This window comes from Methylobacterium adhaesivum (genome assembly GCF_022179065.1).
GTDB classification, from domain to species: Bacteria; Pseudomonadota; Alphaproteobacteria; order Rhizobiales; family Beijerinckiaceae; genus Methylobacterium; species Methylobacterium adhaesivum.
The window spans coordinates 1-15,718 of sequence record NZ_BPQD01000036.1; the positions used below are offsets into that span (position 1 = coordinate 1).

The 15,718-nt window shown below is 64.8% G+C and carries 16 protein-coding genes and 2 pseudogenes; 9 read left to right on the forward strand and 9 right to left on the reverse strand.

Features of this window, described 5'->3' with window-relative positions; all coding sequences use genetic code 11:
- Window positions 1-988: 988 nt before the first annotated feature.
- The 6 genes from MFF01_RS18815 to MFF01_RS18840 all read right to left on the reverse strand — a co-directional run bounded on the left by MFF01_RS18815 (window position 989) and on the right by MFF01_RS18840 (window position 5,583).
- Window positions 989-1,627 (reverse strand): pyridoxamine 5'-phosphate oxidase family protein, encoded by a 639-nt coding sequence (locus tag MFF01_RS18815; RefSeq protein ID WP_238227713.1) that lies wholly within the window; start codon window positions 1,625-1,627, stop codon window positions 989-991.
- 11 nt (window positions 1,628-1,638) lie between these two features.
- Window positions 1,639-3,153 carry a sodium:solute symporter family protein gene (locus MFF01_RS18820; RefSeq protein WP_238227714.1) on the reverse strand — a complete coding sequence of 505 codons (1,515 nt, stop codon included), beginning with the start codon at window positions 3,151-3,153 and terminating at the stop codon, window positions 1,639-1,641.
- Window positions 3,150-3,386 carry a hypothetical protein gene (locus MFF01_RS18825; protein ID WP_238227715.1) on the reverse strand — a complete coding sequence of 79 codons (237 nt, stop codon included), beginning with the start codon at window positions 3,384-3,386 and terminating at the stop codon, window positions 3,150-3,152. The genes MFF01_RS18820 and MFF01_RS18825 overlap by 4 nt, the downstream gene beginning before the upstream one ends.
- Before the next feature lie 22 nt (window positions 3,387-3,408).
- The gene (locus MFF01_RS18830; protein ID WP_238227716.1) at window positions 3,409-3,855 is read right to left on the reverse strand and encodes an SRPBCC family protein; all 447 of its coding nucleotides are present in this window, start codon (window positions 3,853-3,855) and stop codon (window positions 3,409-3,411) included.
- On the reverse strand, window positions 3,842-4,198 hold the full coding sequence (locus MFF01_RS18835; RefSeq protein ID WP_238227717.1) for an ArsR/SmtB family transcription factor: 357 nt from the start codon (window positions 4,196-4,198) through the stop codon (window positions 3,842-3,844). The genes MFF01_RS18830 and MFF01_RS18835 overlap by 14 nt, the downstream gene beginning before the upstream one ends.
- A 311-nt stretch (window positions 4,199-4,509) precedes the next feature.
- Window positions 4,510-5,583 (reverse strand): alpha/beta hydrolase family protein, encoded by a 1,074-nt coding sequence (locus MFF01_RS18840; RefSeq protein WP_238227718.1) that lies wholly within the window; start codon window positions 5,581-5,583, stop codon window positions 4,510-4,512.
- Window positions 5,584-5,953: 370 nt separating this feature from the next.
- Between MFF01_RS18840 and MFF01_RS18845 the strand changes: the two genes are divergently transcribed.
- The 9 genes from MFF01_RS18845 to MFF01_RS18885 all read left to right on the forward strand — a co-directional run bounded on the left by MFF01_RS18845 (window position 5,954) and on the right by MFF01_RS18885 (window position 14,224).
- On the forward strand, window positions 5,954-7,078 hold the full coding sequence (locus MFF01_RS18845) for a metallophosphoesterase (RefSeq protein ID WP_238227719.1): 1,125 nt from the start codon (window positions 5,954-5,956) through the stop codon (window positions 7,076-7,078).
- A 378-nt stretch (window positions 7,079-7,456) separates the two neighbouring features.
- A complete protein-coding gene (locus tag MFF01_RS18850; protein WP_238227733.1) occupies window positions 7,457-8,347 on the forward strand; it encodes a DUF4394 domain-containing protein in 891 nt (296 codons plus the stop codon).
- A gap of 60 nt (window positions 8,348-8,407) precedes the next feature.
- A complete protein-coding gene (locus MFF01_RS18855; RefSeq protein WP_238227721.1) occupies window positions 8,408-8,947 on the forward strand; it encodes a sigma-70 family RNA polymerase sigma factor in 540 nt (179 codons plus the stop codon).
- Window positions 8,944-9,711, forward strand: coding sequence for an anti-sigma factor (locus MFF01_RS18860; RefSeq protein ID WP_238227723.1), 768 nt, complete (start codon window positions 8,944-8,946; stop codon window positions 9,709-9,711). Before MFF01_RS18855 ends, MFF01_RS18860 begins: the two co-directional genes overlap by 4 nt.
- A gap of 580 nt (window positions 9,712-10,291) precedes the next feature.
- Window positions 10,292-10,525, forward strand: a complete 234-nt coding sequence (locus MFF01_RS18865) for a hypothetical protein (protein ID WP_238227724.1) — start codon at window positions 10,292-10,294, stop codon at window positions 10,523-10,525.
- Window positions 10,526-10,665: 140 nt separating this feature from the next.
- Window positions 10,666-11,484, forward strand: coding sequence for a cytochrome b/b6 domain-containing protein (locus tag MFF01_RS18870; RefSeq protein WP_238227726.1), 819 nt, complete (start codon window positions 10,666-10,668; stop codon window positions 11,482-11,484).
- Window positions 11,481-12,404, forward strand: a complete 924-nt coding sequence (locus MFF01_RS18875) for a molybdopterin-binding protein (protein WP_238227728.1) — start codon at window positions 11,481-11,483, stop codon at window positions 12,402-12,404. The genes MFF01_RS18870 and MFF01_RS18875 overlap by 4 nt, the downstream gene beginning before the upstream one ends.
- Window positions 12,405-12,677: 273 nt before the next feature.
- The gene (locus tag MFF01_RS18880) at window positions 12,678-13,466 is read left to right on the forward strand and encodes an alpha/beta fold hydrolase (protein ID WP_238227730.1); all 789 of its coding nucleotides are present in this window, start codon (window positions 12,678-12,680) and stop codon (window positions 13,464-13,466) included.
- 188 nt (window positions 13,467-13,654) lie between these two features.
- On the forward strand, window positions 13,655-14,224 hold the full coding sequence (locus tag MFF01_RS18885) for a type 1 glutamine amidotransferase domain-containing protein (RefSeq protein ID WP_238227734.1): 570 nt from the start codon (window positions 13,655-13,657) through the stop codon (window positions 14,222-14,224).
- Between the two features lie 111 nt (window positions 14,225-14,335).
- Here MFF01_RS18885 and MFF01_RS18890 read toward each other — a convergent pair whose 3' ends face one another.
- From MFF01_RS18890 to MFF01_RS18900, 3 genes and pseudogenes are all read right to left on the reverse strand, one after another.
- On the reverse strand, window positions 14,336-14,749 hold the full coding sequence (locus MFF01_RS18890) for an ester cyclase (RefSeq protein WP_238227732.1): 414 nt from the start codon (window positions 14,747-14,749) through the stop codon (window positions 14,336-14,338).
- Window positions 14,750-14,915: 166 nt separating this feature from the next.
- Window positions 14,916-15,321: pseudogene (locus MFF01_RS18895) on the reverse strand (transposase); the annotation flags it as partial.
- A 114-nt stretch (window positions 15,322-15,435) separates the two neighbouring features.
- A pseudogene (locus tag MFF01_RS18900) lies at window positions 15,436-15,684 on the reverse strand (integrase core domain-containing protein); the annotation flags it as partial.
- Window positions 15,685-15,718 lie beyond the last annotated feature (34 nt).

Here is a 15,718-nt window from a genome sequence, read left to right on the forward strand (position 1 = left end):
CTTTTCAGGAGGCAGGCCAGTCGCCAGCCAGAAGCGCGGTGAAGAATGGCGAAGGTCCACAAGGCGCCATAAGCGGAAGTTGGATGTCCGCCCGGATGCAGACGTTCCGCATTCGACCCATGCCAGCCGTGCAGACAGCCAGCGGCGCTTCCCGAAAGCGGCCATTCGTCGGCGGCCCACCGACTTCGGCTAGGGGTGGTGAGCGGACGCTGCATATTGGAAGTTATGCGAATGGCGGCGCATACCTTGCGTGCGCGACAGCGGGCATCTGCCATTCGACAAGCTGCTTCCACCCGAATAGCTATCGAAGGACATTTATCTGAGTTTTAGGCACCTAAGCAGAGTATGCCTCTCTGGATTATTCAAGGTTCCTGCTCTTGTCCACAAGTATCCATATCCCGGCTTGAGGGTTCCTATGTTAATGTCATCAGTAAGAACGGCGCAAAATTTCGCGGCCAATTTTACGTCTTCTTTTTGACAGTAAACATTACCAACTGAACACTCATCGGTTTTTTCTTCGCAGGACACCTTTGCCTCTTTATTGATGTATGTTCTCCTACAAGTTTCGCAGCCATTCGTCCACTGCAAGCAAAGTGGGTCGTCGTATCCCTTTGTCTTTTGGTAGAAACTCTTGCCACCCGAGGGGTCGGTCGGATTTTGCTGCATTTCGTTACTGAGAGACATTGAAGTTGGCAGGGAGACCATAATCAAGCCAAACAAGAGTACTAATCGCATCGTCATCTCCCAATTATTGATCTAGAATTTTGCAACGGCTCGAATAGCTGGACTGACAATCCATACTGCGACTTATGCGAATGGCGGCGCACGCCTCACGCATGTGAGGGGACGTCTGCTAATGTGGGTGGGGAACGGACCCTGACCCTTCGCCCTGAAGCGGACGTTCCGCCTCCGACCCAACGGAGTCGGTCCCGCGCGGCCGGACGGCCACCGGAAGCGGACGTATGTTCCGCCGCAATGCGGATCGCTTCTATCCGTCACCCGTGCCAACCTTCGCGTCGTATTCGGATTGAGTGATGGTTCCGACGGCCGCCACGCTCTCGCGATCCGCCTGCGGCAGGTCTTCTTGTAGGAACGCCAGCCGCTTCCACTCAGCGACCGGTGCGTTCCCGCGAGCATCGGGCACGTAGCGCGAGCTGTCCTCGCGCCGGTAACGATGAACGTAGCGTGGGCAGTTCAAAAAGATCTGCGTCGAGCTGATGCGCATGACCATGGCTGCGCCTGGGACCGGAACGGTCTCGTCCAAGCGCGCAATCCCGTGCACCCGAAGCCGCCGGGGCATCTCGAAGTCGATGAAGAGGAGGCCCACACGGGCCTCCCCCGTGACGTTGCCCATCGACAAGAACATCCCGTTGCCGTCGTAGCATGGCAGCAGCAAGTCATCCCCGTCGATCCGCACGAAGCCCGGCGCACCGCCCTTGTAGGACACGGTCGGCTGGCCTGTGGCATCCACCGTTGACAGGAACAGCATGTCGCAATCCGCGATGAAGGCCCGATCAGCCTCCGACAGCCGCTCGCTGACGATCGCGCGCTCCTGCGTATCCGCCAGCCGCCGCGTGCCGAAGCGGTCCTGAAGCGACCTCTGTTCAGGCGTGTAGAAGCTACCCATCACGGAGCTCCTCAAGTCATCGCCGGCCGGCTCTGAAGAGGCACTGCCGCCCTTCCTTCCCTATTCGCTTCAACGACCGTGAACAGCTCGTCGACGCGCTGCCGTTCCTCTGCGGATTGCGGCAACACGTATGCGCACGCCACGTACACGAGCAGATTTACGGCCAAGCCGAAACACCCGGAGGTCAGGCCGTAGCCGAAGGGAAGCTGGCCCCCGTAGGCGACTTCGAGCCCGACCGCCGTGACGAAGCCAAGGATCATGCCGGCGAACGCGCCCTGCCGGTTTCCGCGCCTCCAGAAGATGCCCAGGAACTGCGGGATCGAGAGCTGGATGATACCCTGGTAGGCCAGCACGGCGAGCGAGAACAGCGCCGGCAGCGTCAGGGTGGCGAGCCACGAGGCGAGCAGGGTCAGCAGCAGCATGCCGACCTTGGCGATGACGATCATCTGCCGCTGTTCGAGCTGGACGTAGTTGCCCACCAGATCGTTGGCGAGCTGCGCGCCGTAGGCCTGGATGTTGCCGTCCGTGTGCCCCATCGAGGCGGCCAGCAAGACGACGCCGGCCAAGCCCAGCAGCACGAGGCCGCCGGCCTGCTCGGAGACGATGAACCAGACATCGTCGGGCTTGGCCACCGCCTCCGGCACCTTGGACGCGAGCATGCCGAAGATCAGGAGCGCGACACCGAACAGGAAGGTCAGCGGCACGGCGAGGGCGGCCGACTTCTTCAGGCTGCGCACGCCATCGGCTGTGAACAGGCGCACGAAGATGTAGGGCCAGCACCAGCCTCCGAGCGCTCCGGTGAACATCAGCGCGAACAGGTAGAGCGGCCCCTCTTTGGAGCCGAAGCTCGGGATCGCGAACATCTTCGGATCGAGTGTGCCAAGCGTGCTGCCCCGGGCCATAACGAGCCAGACGATCAGGCCAACGAGCATCAGGCCGCCGCCGATGTAGGCGACGATCCCCTGCAGGTAGTCAGAGATGACGACGCCGCGCATGCCCATGCGCACCGTCCAGACCTGCCGCAGAGCGATCACGAGCACGCCGACCACAACTGAGGTCGAGAACGAGAGCGCGCCGAGCGACATGGCTTGGAACAAGTTGCCGAGCGCCTGCATGCCGAGCACGAGCCAGGGCAGGCCCGAGACGATGCCGATCAGGGCCGCGACCGTGCGAATGTGGCGCGAGCCGTAGCGCAGCGCAAACAGGTCGCCCTGGGTGCGCAGATCGTAGACCTTGCCCCAAATCCAAACAGGCCTGGCGAGCACGAACAGCAGCACCACGGTCAGGAGTGAGTAGGACAGGACGTAGAACGACATCACCCCGGCCGTAACCGAAAGAGCGCCAAAGGCGGTGAACATCGATCCTGGATACCAGGTGTTGAGAAACGACATCGCTTGGTAGCGCGCACCGAATGAGCGGCCGCCTACGGCATAGTCTGTAAAGGACTGATCGACGGTGCGGTTGCACTGGAGCACCCAGACGACGGCGGCGAAGAACAGGGCGAGCAGGCCGAAGGTTATGATCATGCCGCGGACCCTTCATCGGACGTGTCGAGCAGGTAGGCGGCGATCAGGCTTGCGGTGATGCAGAAGCTGACGGCCAGGAAGTAGAACAGCGCGGTCGGGATCTCCGCGATCGGTGCTGTGCGGCCGTCGGCAGCCCAGTAGAGCGGCGGGGCCAGCGCGACGACGGCGTCGAGTGCAAACCATAGCTTCACGATCCCGCGCCGGAGCGGCGCGGGTGAGCCCTGTTTAGACATAGCGTTTCCTCGGTTTGGTCTTCTAGTGGAGCACGGGGTCGAGCTTGTCGAAGCAGCTCGGCCAATCCTGTCGGTAGGCCTCACGAACGTCGGCACGACCGATCCGCCTGTGGGTCAAGCTCATCTCACTGGAGCCGTCATCGCGTGGGGTGAAGTCGATCTGCAGCAACGTCTCCTCGCCTGGTAGCAGGTCGAGGGGACCATCATAGATCCAGGTCTGAACGATGCGCCGGCCCGGTTCGAGTTCCTGGTATCGGCCGCTGATGCGGTGCTGTGCACCGTCGGGCCCGCGGGTCTGCAACCGGAAGTGACCACCGACCCGGAGATCAATCTCGGCCTGCTCGACCACGTTCGCACCGGGTGTGAGCCAGCGCTGGATCATCGACGGGTCGGTCCAGGCTCGGTAGAGCCTCTCGCAGCTCGCCCGGAACGTGCGGACGAGGACGACGGCGGGCTCAGTGTCGGTCATCGTCGTCCTCGGTGTTCAGCAGATCCTCAAGTGCGTCGAGGCGCTGGTCCCAAAAATCGGTGTAGGTGCGCAGCCAGGAGAGCGCCTGCATCAGGGGCCGGCGTTCAAGCGCGCAACGATGAACCCGGCCTTCCACCGTGCGGCTAAGAAGTCCGGCATCTTCGAGAACCCGGACGTGCTTGGAGGCCGCAGCCAGTGACATGGCGTAGGGCGCGGCCAGTTCGGAGACCGTGCGCTCGCCAGACGCAAGTTGATCGACCATAGCCCTGCGAGTTCGATCCGCGAGGGCATGGAAGACGCTATCCAAAGCCAAAGGCAGATGCTCAACCATATGGTTGATCATTGCAGTCTGGTCGGGCGAGCGTAAGGGGGCGGTATAAGATCGTAGGCCGGTGAAAATGCTCTGCCCGCTTCGATGCCTTCGGCTCTCAGAAGCGGACCGACTGCATTCCACCCGACCTGGCCGTACAACGGCCCGGCGGTTCTCGACCCAACCCAGTCGTACAAGCCGCGACGATGGCTGCTCCAAAGCGGACAGAAGCTGGGGTGACGCTCAACGACGGCAATTTACCTGTTGCGGAACTTACGCCCAGCCTGCTCGAATGTTGGATAGCAGGAGTCATAGCTCGGGTATGACGGGCAGCGATGCGCGTATCAGGAGCGACGTCTACGATCCGCCTGCCTCGGCGGGACCGGGAAAAGCACCGGTGCCGCGGCCAGGATCGGCTTCCACGTCGCGTTCCAAAACTCCATTGGAACGGGGTCGGAGCGGTGGACGAGGTCGAGGAACGCCAAGCCGGCTTCCATCGTCGCACGCTTGATCAAGGGGTTCAGCGGCCCGCCGTTTCGGAGGGACCGGTCCGTGAAGACGCTGTGCGGACCACCCTGGAACACGACGAGGGCCTTTTGCGCCGTGGGAACGGCGTTGAAGACGTCGATGCGATCCTGCACTGGGGAATAGCGGCCGGGGATACGGATGGTGTCCTCCGTCGTCGTCACGTGGAGGGTAGGCACGTCCACGGAGGCAACGACCGCGGCGAGGTCCGTCTCGCCGTAGAAGGGCGGCGCCGAGATGACAATGCTTGCCGTGAAGCGCGGGTCCCGGTGCCCAAGGGGCTTCCCGTCCCGGATGACCTGGGCACCCGTAAGGATCAGGGTCGTGTTCGCACCGTAGGAGTGGCCGGCCGCGACGATGCGTTTCCTGTCGATGGCGGCATGGAAGGGGTTGTCCCGGCCGAGCAGGCGGTCGAGGCCGAAGCTCACGTCCCGGGTCCGCTCGATGGCCTCGCGCTCGTCCGCCGCGCCGTCGAGGCGGTCGAGGAGCAGGAGCGGGTTACCCTGCCACAGCGTCTGGTCGCTGCCAACATGCTGGATGTGAAGGCTAGCCGTCCCACGCGCCGACCATCCCTCGCCGAGGTAGCTGTAGCCCTTTCGCGTGCCGCCGAGCCCGTGGGAGAAGACGATCAGCGGGACCGGACCCTTTATGTCGGAGGCGCCGGGCCAGTAGAGCCGCGCCGGTACCGCGCGCTCACGTGACGGGTCGACCCACTCGAAATCGACGAACCGTGCCTCTGCGGAAGAAGGCAGGGCCCCTGCCGGGAGGGGTGAGAGCCAGGCTCCGGCCCCCGCCGCCAGGGCCATCGCGCCGAAGCGGCGGCGGTCGAGGCCACGAGTGTCCGGTTCCGGGAGGGTGGGCGAGCGTCGCGTGACGTCGGCGAAGGTCGTCATGGACGTCTCATGGGGCTCGGCCGGCATCCCGATGGAGCCGGATCCTTGTGACCTTGGTGAGGCGCCACGAGATCCTCGACGACCTTTCCGGAACCACGGTCGGAGCCGGGTCGGCGCTGTTCGCGGCGAGGATGGCCGCGACGGACATCGAGACGGGCGACCGTGACCTCATCGCCTTCCAGCGATACCCGCTCACCCCGATCGCGAGGGATAGTCGTCAACCAGGACGATGGGTGTGTCGAGGAGCACCTGACGTCGCTCGATAAGCGGATAGGCCCGTCCCTTCAGTCACGGTCATCAAACTGGTCTCCTTCATTCTGGATACCGGAAGTTCCGCACGCCAGCAGCCCTCCGTCGTCGAATCGAGAGCATGTTCCACCTGATCTTCGGTCTGCCGTGCGTCTACGTGATCAGCCGGGTGCTGTGGCCGCTGCCGTGGCCGCTCGCACTGAAGGCGGTCGTCGCCGTCCTCTTGCTGATCGCGTCCCAGTATCACCTGTGGAGCCGCCTCTCCTCCGGCTCGGTCTTCGCGCCTGAGTTTCCGCGATTGCTCATCGTCCTGTTCAACTGGGCGTTCGGCGCGATCTTCCTCGTAGCGGCGATGCAGTTGGCGCTCGACGTCGTGGCGCTGGCATCCAGGCTCTTGCCCGGTGGCGGCTGGGCGATCCCGGCCGGGTGGCGCTACGCCGAGGCGGCTCTGGCCCTGCTCCTGTCGGCGGTCGCGGTCCAGCAAGCCGTGCGGGCGCCGCCGCTCAAGGATGTCACCGTCGAGATCGACAACCTTCCAGCCCGCTTCGACGGCTACACCCTTCTCCAGTTGACGGACCTCCACCTCAGCCGCCTGTTCCCGGCCGCCTGGGCCCGGGAGGTGGTGACGCGAGCAAACGCGCTCGGCGTCGACGTCATCGTCGTCACCGGCGACCTGATCGATGGGTCGCTCGCCTCGCGTCGCGTCGACGTGGAGCCGCTTCGTGGTCTCCACGCTGCGGATGGGGTCTGGGTGATCCCAGGCAACCATGAGTATTTCTTCGAGTACGCCGCGTGGATGCGCCACTATGCCGACCTCGGCATGGGCGTGCTTGAGAACCGGCATACGGTGCTGAGAAGCGGTGACGATGCCGTGGTCCTCGCCGGCGTGACCGACCTGTCGGCCTCGCATTCCGGACAACCGGCCCACGACCTCGATGCCGCGCTGGCCGGTACGCCGTCAGGCGCCCCCATCGTCCTGCTCGACCACCAGCCGAAGGACGCGGCCAAGGCGGCTGCCAAGGGCGTGTCCTTGCAACTTTCCGGGCATACCCACGGTGGCATGATCGGGGGCCTCGACCGGCTTGTCGCTCGGGCGAACAACGGGTTCGTCTCCGGCGCCTACGCGGTCGGTGGCATGACCCTTTACGTCAACAACGGCACGGGTCTGTGGCCGGGCTTCGCCCTAAGGCTCGGTCCTTGGTCTGAGCTGACGCGGATCACGCTGCGCCCCAAGGCACGATCCTAAGAGTCTGGGCGAAAAGGGCGCGATTCCCCCTCGCCCCGCCTGCGGGGAGAGGCCCGACGACACCTCGTCGTGTCGGCGGGAAGCGCAGGCGAAGCCGGAGTGGCGGTGAGGGGGTTCACCGTAGGAGCCTCGTTCGGCGCGCCCCCTCAGCCCCGGCTGCCGCCTTGCCTCGCCCCCAACGAGGGGGGCTCGGCCCTCTCCCCGCAGGCGGGGCGAGGGGGCGTCCCCCTTCTCGGCCGGGCTTTAAGGGCGGGAATCCAGCGCTTGATACCCGTCGACGACCGACCCAAAAAAAGGAGCAGAGCTCGGCCTAATCTCTCGGAGAGGTCGCTCCGCATCCCGACCCAATCATGTCGTAGCCGACTACCTGCCTTGCCCGTGAAAGCGGACGGTCCGCTGGAAAGTGAAAAACCTGACATCCGCTGCATCCGATCCTCCGGCTCATGGCTAGCGTTCTTGATGCCGCCTTCGCGGCAGGTGGAGAGCGCCATGCGACTGAGCCTTATCGCCGTTACCCTGCTGGCTGGCACCTGCCTTGGAACCGCCGCGCGTGCCGAGACCGTTGCGGCACTCGTCGGCGATGTCTCGCTGGCGCTTGTCGACACGGCCGCGAAGAAGGTTACGAAGACGGTGACGATTACCGGGATCGGCGGCAGCGTCCTCGGCATCGACGTGCGGCCAGCCGACGGCATGCTCTACGCCGTAATCTCGGATGGCAGCGTCGTTACGATCGATCCGATGTCCGGCAAGGCCACGGCCAAATCAAAGCTCGACATGATGCTGGCCGCCGGCACCGCGGCGACGATCGACTTCAATCCCGTCGCCGATCGCCTGCGCATCATCGGCTCGGACGGCACCAACCTCCGGGCCAATGTCGATGACGGCAAGGTCACCAAGGACGGACAGCTCAAGTTCGCTGAGACCGACACGATGAAGGGCAAGACCCCTAAGGTGACGGCCGGCGCCTACACCAATGCCTTCAAGGGCACGAAGGAGACGGCCCTGTTCGACATCGACACTGCTGGCGCATTGCTGAAGCAGGCTCCGCCGAATGACGGCATCCTGAACACCGTCGGCATGCTCGGCATGTCGGGCGAGGCCGTGGCCTTCGACATCGTGTCCGATGGCCAGGGCGGTAATCAAGCGTGGGCGATGGCCGGCGACACGCTCTACAAGGTGGATCTCGCGACGGGTAAGGGCGAGATGGCCGCCAAGATCACCGGCGTGTCCGGCAAGGTCCGTGACATCGCTATTCTCCCCAAGATGTAGCATCGCTCCGCACATGCAGGACCGGCCCGGCGGCCGGTCCTTCCAATCGCCGGGAAAGTCATGGAGCCGTTCGATCACGCCTCCGCGTTGGAAGGCTGCGCCCGGGGGGATCCGGCGTCGCTGCGGCGCCTCTACGACCAGGAGGCCGGGTTCCTGCTCGCCGTCGCGCTCAGGATCGTGCGGCGGCGTGATGTGGCGGCCGACGTCTTGCACGATGCCATCATGGACATCTGGGAGCGCGCTGGCACCTTCGACCGCAGCCGCGGCGCGGGCCGTGCCTGGATCACCAGCATCGTGCGACACCGCGCGCTCAAACAGATCCGGGTCGTCGGCCGGGAGACGGAACTCGACGCGGCCGCGGCGACAGAGGTCGCGGACGACGCGCCCGATCCATTCGCCATCCTGGCGACGTCGCAGGACGGGACACGCCTCCATCATTGCCTTGCGCAGCTTGGTGCAGAAAGGCGGGCAGTGATCCTGCTCGCCTATGTCGATGGACTGTCGCAGTCCGAGATCGCCGAGCGACTGGGGACACCGCTCGGGACCGTGAAGGCATGGGTCCGCCGCAGCCTCATCGCCTTGAAGGATTGCCTGTCATGATCCCGAGCCAGCCGGAAGACCGCGACGTCCTGGCGGGCGAATACGTCCTCGGCCTGCTAGACCCGGCAGCCATGGCGGAGGTCGAGCAGGCCCTGGGTTCGGATGCAGATATGGCCCGCCGCATCGCCGTCTGGGAAGAGCGGTTGCTTCCGGCCTCCGCGGCCCTCGGGAAGGCCGATGTCGATCCGGCACAATGGGCGCGGATCGAGCAAGCTCTCGCGACGCGCCGGCAGACGCTCGACCCGACCACGGCTCCCTCCCTCACGCGGGTACGACACGGTGTGTTGAGGGCGGCGTGGCGCAGCCCTACGCTGTGGCGGGCCACCACGGGCCTCGCCACGGCCGCCGCGATCCTTCTGGCGATCCTGCCGAACCGCGTCGGGGCGCCGGGCGAGAGCCCGACGCGGTACTACGCGATCCTGCAGAGTCGCGACGCCGCCGGGCAGGAGAGCGGGCCGGGATGGCTCATCCAGGTCTCCCAGAACGGCACCGTCCAGTCTCTGCCGCTGGCTGACGTGCGGCCAGGAAGCGGGCGCGCGCTGCAACTCTGGACCCTGTGGGATCAGGCGCGCGGTCCGGTCTCCCTCGGCGTGCTGCCCCCGGGCGGAGCGATCCGCCTGCCGCCGGAGCGGCTGGAAGCCATCGGCGACGGGCAGCTCTTCGAGATCACGCTGGAACCCGAGGCGGGTTCGCCGATCGGTCGCCCGACAGGTCGGATCCTGTTCATCGGCCGCGCGAAGGGGGCGGCAACACAGGACCTGTAGCGGGGCAATCGCGGTGCCCAAAGGAGCTCGTTCGCGTTCGAGGCGAGTTGTTAGAACGCACTGCCGTCGTTGCTTCGACACTCTGATCACAAGTGAACCGCCGCACATTCAACCCGATCCGATCGGAGAGTGAGCAGGCGGGGCCATACCCATATTTGCCGCACGAACCGTCATGCGCCCTCCACCGAAAGCAGTCGTTTGTCGATCCGTGAGGTGGGCTGCCGTGTCACATCTGCGGGCCTTCGTCCGATCAGTGGGAGAGAGGCCGATTCCGGTGCACGAGTGAGCTTCGGTACCGGCAGCCCCGATCTCGTCAGGTCGAAATCGCTTGCTTACCCCAAGGTCGAGATTTGGCTCGGCGGCTTACCGCCAGCGGCTGAAACTTTTCGCCGACCAGGTCCGTAATGATACGCAAGGATCGGATCGTGCCGAGGCCAAAAGCCTTGATGTGAGCGCGCGATTACTATTGCGTATAAATTTATTATATAAAAGTATTTTTCAATTATTTTAGGAACAACAATAAGATCATGCTGTTGCCCAGTGGGTTGGATAAGATGTTCACCTCCACAGGAGATCCTACATGAAGAAGTTCACCCTTGCGCTGACCGCCTTGACCGCCCTCGGCGGCATCGCCCTCGCCGCCGGATCGGCCACCGCCGCCCCGATGTCCGTCAACGGCCTGCAGTCCGAGAGCGGCGTCACCCAGGTTCGCATGGACCGCAGTGAGCGGATGATGATGAAGAGGCGGATGATGCGGAAGCAGATGATGAAGCGTCGCATGATGAAGAAGCGGATGATGAACCGCGGCATGTGATCGTAAGCCGTTGACGCCTTCGGAGGTCCCGACGCAGGGGCCTCCACCCTGTTGGCGACGACTTCGAGGAAGACCGTTTGGCTCGCACTGATCTGACCTGCTCTGCGCCCGAGATCGGTGAGGTCGAGCGTCGCCGATGGATGTTCAGGCATCCTGTCGTCATCCGCATCACCCATTGGGTCAATGCGGTGTGCCTGCTGGTCCTGCTCATGAGCGGCCTGCAGATCTTCAACGCGCACCCGGCGCTGTACTGGGGCAACGTCTCGACTTTCGATACGCCACTGATGGCAATGTCGTCGACGGAGGACTACCCGCCCCGAGGTGTGACGACGGTGTTCGGTCATGCCTTCGAAACAACGGGCTGGCTAGGCTCATCGACGGGTTCCAACGGTGAACCGGCCGACCGCGGCTTCCCGGCGTGGACGACCCTGCCAAGCGACCAGGACCTCACGGGCGGGCGCTCCTGGCACTTCTTCTTTGCCTGGGTCTTCGTCCTGAACGGCGTCGCCTACCTGTTCTATGGGCTGGTCAGCGGACAGCTTCGGTTCCGTCTGATCCCGTCGCGAAATCAGATCCGGCACTTCGGCGCATCGGTGTGGGAGCACTTGACGCTGCGTTTCCCGCAGGGCGACGAGGCCAAGCGCTACAACGTCATCCAGAAGCTCAGCTACCTCGTCGTGCTGTTCGTGCTCCTGCCGGTGCAGGTCCTGGCCGGCCTCGCGATGTCCCCGGCGATGGACGCGGCCTTCCCCTTCCTGCTGACGCTGTTCGACGGACGCCAGTCGGCCCGCACGGTCCACTTCGTCGTGGCGGCCATGCTCGTCCTGTTCGTAATCGTGCACGTCGCCCTCGTCCTGCTCTCGGGCTTCTGGAACAACATGCGTGGCATGCTCACCGGCTGGTTTGTGATCGAGCGCAAGGTCGAGCCGTCACCTATCACCGAAGAGCCCCGGGCATGAGCCGCCTTCCCAGCCGACGCTCCCTCCTGACGGGAGCGTCCGCCATGGCCGCAGCGGCGATGCTCGGCGGCTGCGACCGCCTCGGCAACGCGGAATGGTTTCGTCGAACGCTCAAGACCGGCGAGGACGCCAACCTTTTCGTCCAGCGCCTGCTGCTCACTGACCGGACGCTGGCCCCGGAATTTACCGAGGCCGACATCTCGCCGTGGTTCAAGCCGAACGGGACCGAGGACCCGCCCGACAAGGACTACAGGGCCCTGGCGAAGGGCAAGTTCGCCAAGTACCACCTGGAGGTCGGCGGCCTCGTCGAGGCGCCCTTCAAGCTGTCCCTGAGCGACCTCCGCAAGCTTCCGGCCCGAACCCAGATCACCCGGCACGATTGCGTCGAGGGTTGGAGCGCCATCGGCAAATGGACCGGCGTGCCCCTCTCCGAACTGCTTAACCGCGCCAAGCTCAAGCCACAGGCGCGCTACGTGGTGTTTCACTGCGCCGACACCATGGACCAGGGCAGTCTGCTCGAAGGCGGGGGAGACGTCGAGGATGCCGATGAGGTCCCTGCCGGTAACGCCAACCCGAGCATGACGAAGCAGTCGGGCGGCGACGAGAGCAGGAAAGACTCCGGCGGCCAACAGGCGACGGAGGACGATGCGGCCAGCGGCGGAACGCCAGTTCGGTTCTACGAGAGCATCGACCTGGTCGACGCGTTCCACCCGCAGACCATCCTCGCCTACGACATGAACGGGCAGGCGCTTCCGGTGTCGAACGGCGCCCCGTTGCGCCTGCGGGTCGAGCGCAACCTCGGCTACAAGCAGGCGAAATACGTGATGCGCATCGAGGTGGTCGAGAGCTTCGCCAACATCGGCGCCGGCAAGGGCGGCTACTGGGAGGACCAGGGCTACGCCTGGTACGCCGGCATCTGAGTTGGCGCGGACGTGACGTCCACGTCACTTTGAGCATGCATGGCGCCAACCTCTCGTGGCGAGCTCCGACAGAGTTTTCCGGTGACGTTCGGCGCTTGCAAACTGCCGAGTGGGGTCGGACCCGCGCCGTGTAGCTGGCAATCGGACCGGCGACGTGGCCTGGAAGCGTCCGGTGAGAATGGCCCGCGGTCGCGACTGAAATACCCGGCCTGACGAGATCCGGGACGGCCCGATGTTCGGACCGCAGCGTGAATATCGAAGGACTACGCTATCATGTCCCTGCATTTTGAACGCCTTGGCACGGGCCGGCCGCTGCTCATGGTCCATGGGCTAGGGTCCAATCTCCGCACCTGGGATCCGCTACTGCCCGCATTGCGCGATTCGCGCCAACTGATCCTGGTCGACCTACCGGGGCATGGCAGATCGGCCCCGCTTGCGGGTCGGCAGACGACGGAGGCTCACGCGGACGCCCTCGCCGGCTTCGTGCAGGCGCAAGGCCTGACGACAGCGGACCTTGTCGGCAGTTCGGTGGGGGGCCGGCTGGTGCTGGAGCTGGCTCGGCGGGGCATCGGTCGGCACTGCGTGGCGCTTGATCCCGGCGGGTTCTGGCACGGATGGGAAACGCGCTGGTTTCACTGGACGCTCGCGGCATCGATACACTTGGTGCGATTGGTGCGGCCCTTCCATGCCGGCCTGTCGCGCCACGCCGTCACCCGTACGCTGCTGCTCGCCCAACTGTCGGCCCGTCCGTCGGCACTGCCACCGCAGCTTGTCGTAGGGGAGTTGCAGAGCCTGGCGGCCACACCGGTGTTCGATGCGATGCTGCGTGAGCTGGCACGCGGGCCGTTGCAGCAGGGTTCGGCAACGACGCCCGGCCTCGTCACCATAGGCTGGGGCCGCCAAGACCACCTGCTGCTGCCGCGTCAGGCTGCACGCGCCCAGGTAGCATTCCCGTCGGCCCGTCTACACTGGTTCGAGCGCTGCGGCCACTTCCCGCATTGGGATCAGCCTGCCGAGACGGCGCGCGTGATCCTCGAAACAATTCAGAAGGATGCACCTTGAATTGGCTCGTCGAACACCCGAGCCCACGGTCATCCAGGCGGCCTCTAGGTCTACCTGGCACTGAGCGACTTCCGCCACCCTGATAACGGCGTCGCGGCCGAGGACACCGCCGGCATCGACCGCAGCCCGACGTGAGGAACGGCGCGATGGTGCCTCCGTTAAATCCCGACATCCATAAGGACGATGACATAAGCTTGCAGGGCAAGAAGATCGCGATCCTGATCGCACCGCGCGGTACCGAGGAGCGGGAGTTCGCGAAGCCCCATGAGGCGGTGAAGCAGGCCGGGGCGACCGTGACGGTCATCGGCCTGGAGGCCGGCGAGGCCGAGGCCGTGAACAACGACCTCGATCCGGCCGGACGCTACCAGGTGGACAGGACCATCGAGGGAGCGTCAGCGTCGGACTACGACGGGATCGTCATCCCCGGCGGCTGCGTCGGCGCCGATAAGCTCCGGGCGAGCAAAGATGTCGTGGCGTTCGTTCGGGACTTCTTCGCCGCAGGCAAGCCGGTCGGCGTCATCTGCCACAGGCCTTGGACCCTGATCGAAGCGGACGTCGTGAAGGGACGGACGCTGACCTCCTATCCCACGGTCCGGCGCGACATCGAGAACGCCGGCGGCACCTGGGTCGACGAGGAAGTCGTTTGCGAGAAGGGGCTCGTCACGAGCCGCACTCCCAAGGACCTCCCGGCCTTCTGCGCCAAGATCGTCGAGGAGTTCGCGGAGGGCCGCCATCCCGAGCAGGCTCGAAGCGCCTGAGGGGTCGGGTAGCTAGCGATCCGCTCTTGAGTCTCCGGGGCGGTCGATGGGCCGCCCCGGGCCATACCTTGACGACGTCCCGTGGGCGGGACGCCCTCGCGGAAGCCTCCATCAGCCCTTGATGGCGCCGATCTGCTTGAGGATGCCGAGCTCGTCGGATGAGCCCCACCGCTCGACCATCTTGCCGTCGACGAAGCGGCCGATCTGCATGCCGCGGACCTTGATGGCCTTCCCAGTCGGCTTGTGGCCGTTAAAGTCGCCCTGGTGCGTGCCGGTGAGCGTGTAGGCGAAGGCGACGCTGTCCCCGTCGGCAACGAGCTTCTTCACCTCGACCTTCATGTCGGGGAAGGCGGAACGGAGCTGCGTGAAGAAAGCCTGGTATCCCTCGGGACCCATGTGCTGGCCCGGCGCCGGGTCGTGATCGTGGCAATCCGGGGCGACGACCTCGGGGAAGGCATCGAACCGACCGCCGTTGACGAGTTCGCCGAACTTTTCGGTCGCTTGGATGCTGGTCTCGCGGGACATGGTGTTCCTTTGGGTTTGGGGGCAGCGACACGGCGCTGGGTATCTCGACGCACGGGAAACTCCCGCCATGGTCGGACGTTGCCGATGCCGCGCACGACCGGGTCGGGATGACCGCTAGGCATGACGCCGGATCGTGGCGCGGTAACTAGTTGGCCGCTCGCTGAGACATCAGGCCTATCTCGCAGCAAAACGCGACGAAGCGGGCACAGACGCGTCCGATGGCCGATCCGTTCTGCCGGCGGAACTCGGCGATCGTCTTGTGATCGGGCGACAGCCGGCCCGTCAGCCGCATGACCTCGTCGTTCCAGCCCGCTTCCAGCTCCAGACGTCGGCTTGACGGGACCTGGTTGAGATAGCCGTAGACGTAGAGCTTCAGAAGCGCGGCCGGCTGGTAGCCCGGCCGTCCCGTCGCCGCCGCATCGACGCCCGCAAAGCCGAGAGTGCCAAGATCCAGCGCCTCAACGAAGGCATCGAGTACGCGGACCGGGCTGTCCTCGGCGATCCAATCTTCTAGACAAGGCGGGAAACAGCGTCATCTGATGGCGCTCGGCACCGACCACAAACCGTCCCATGCCAGCCTCCGATCATCCCGGAGAAAACTACCATCATCGGCGTTTTGACACAGCCAGGGTCGGAAGCGGTCCCCGCGGTTTGGCCTGCCCCCATTCGGTGGCCCAGGTTCGAAGTTAGTGCATCGTCAGTCGCGTGACGATGGCGGGGTGAGCGAGCGGCCCTGAGCCGCTCGGTTCGGTTGGCCAGATGACGACCTCGGGCGCAGGCGGCTGGTAGCCGAGCGACGAGTGCGGCCGGATGTTGTTATAGTGCCTACGCCATTGCTCGATCACGACGCTGGCCTCCTTGAGGGTGTAGAACACCTCGCCGTTGAGGAGTTCATCCCGCAGCTTCGTGTTGAAGCTCTCGCAATAGCCGTTCTTCTCTAATCAACGATGCGCGTGTCAACGGATTATG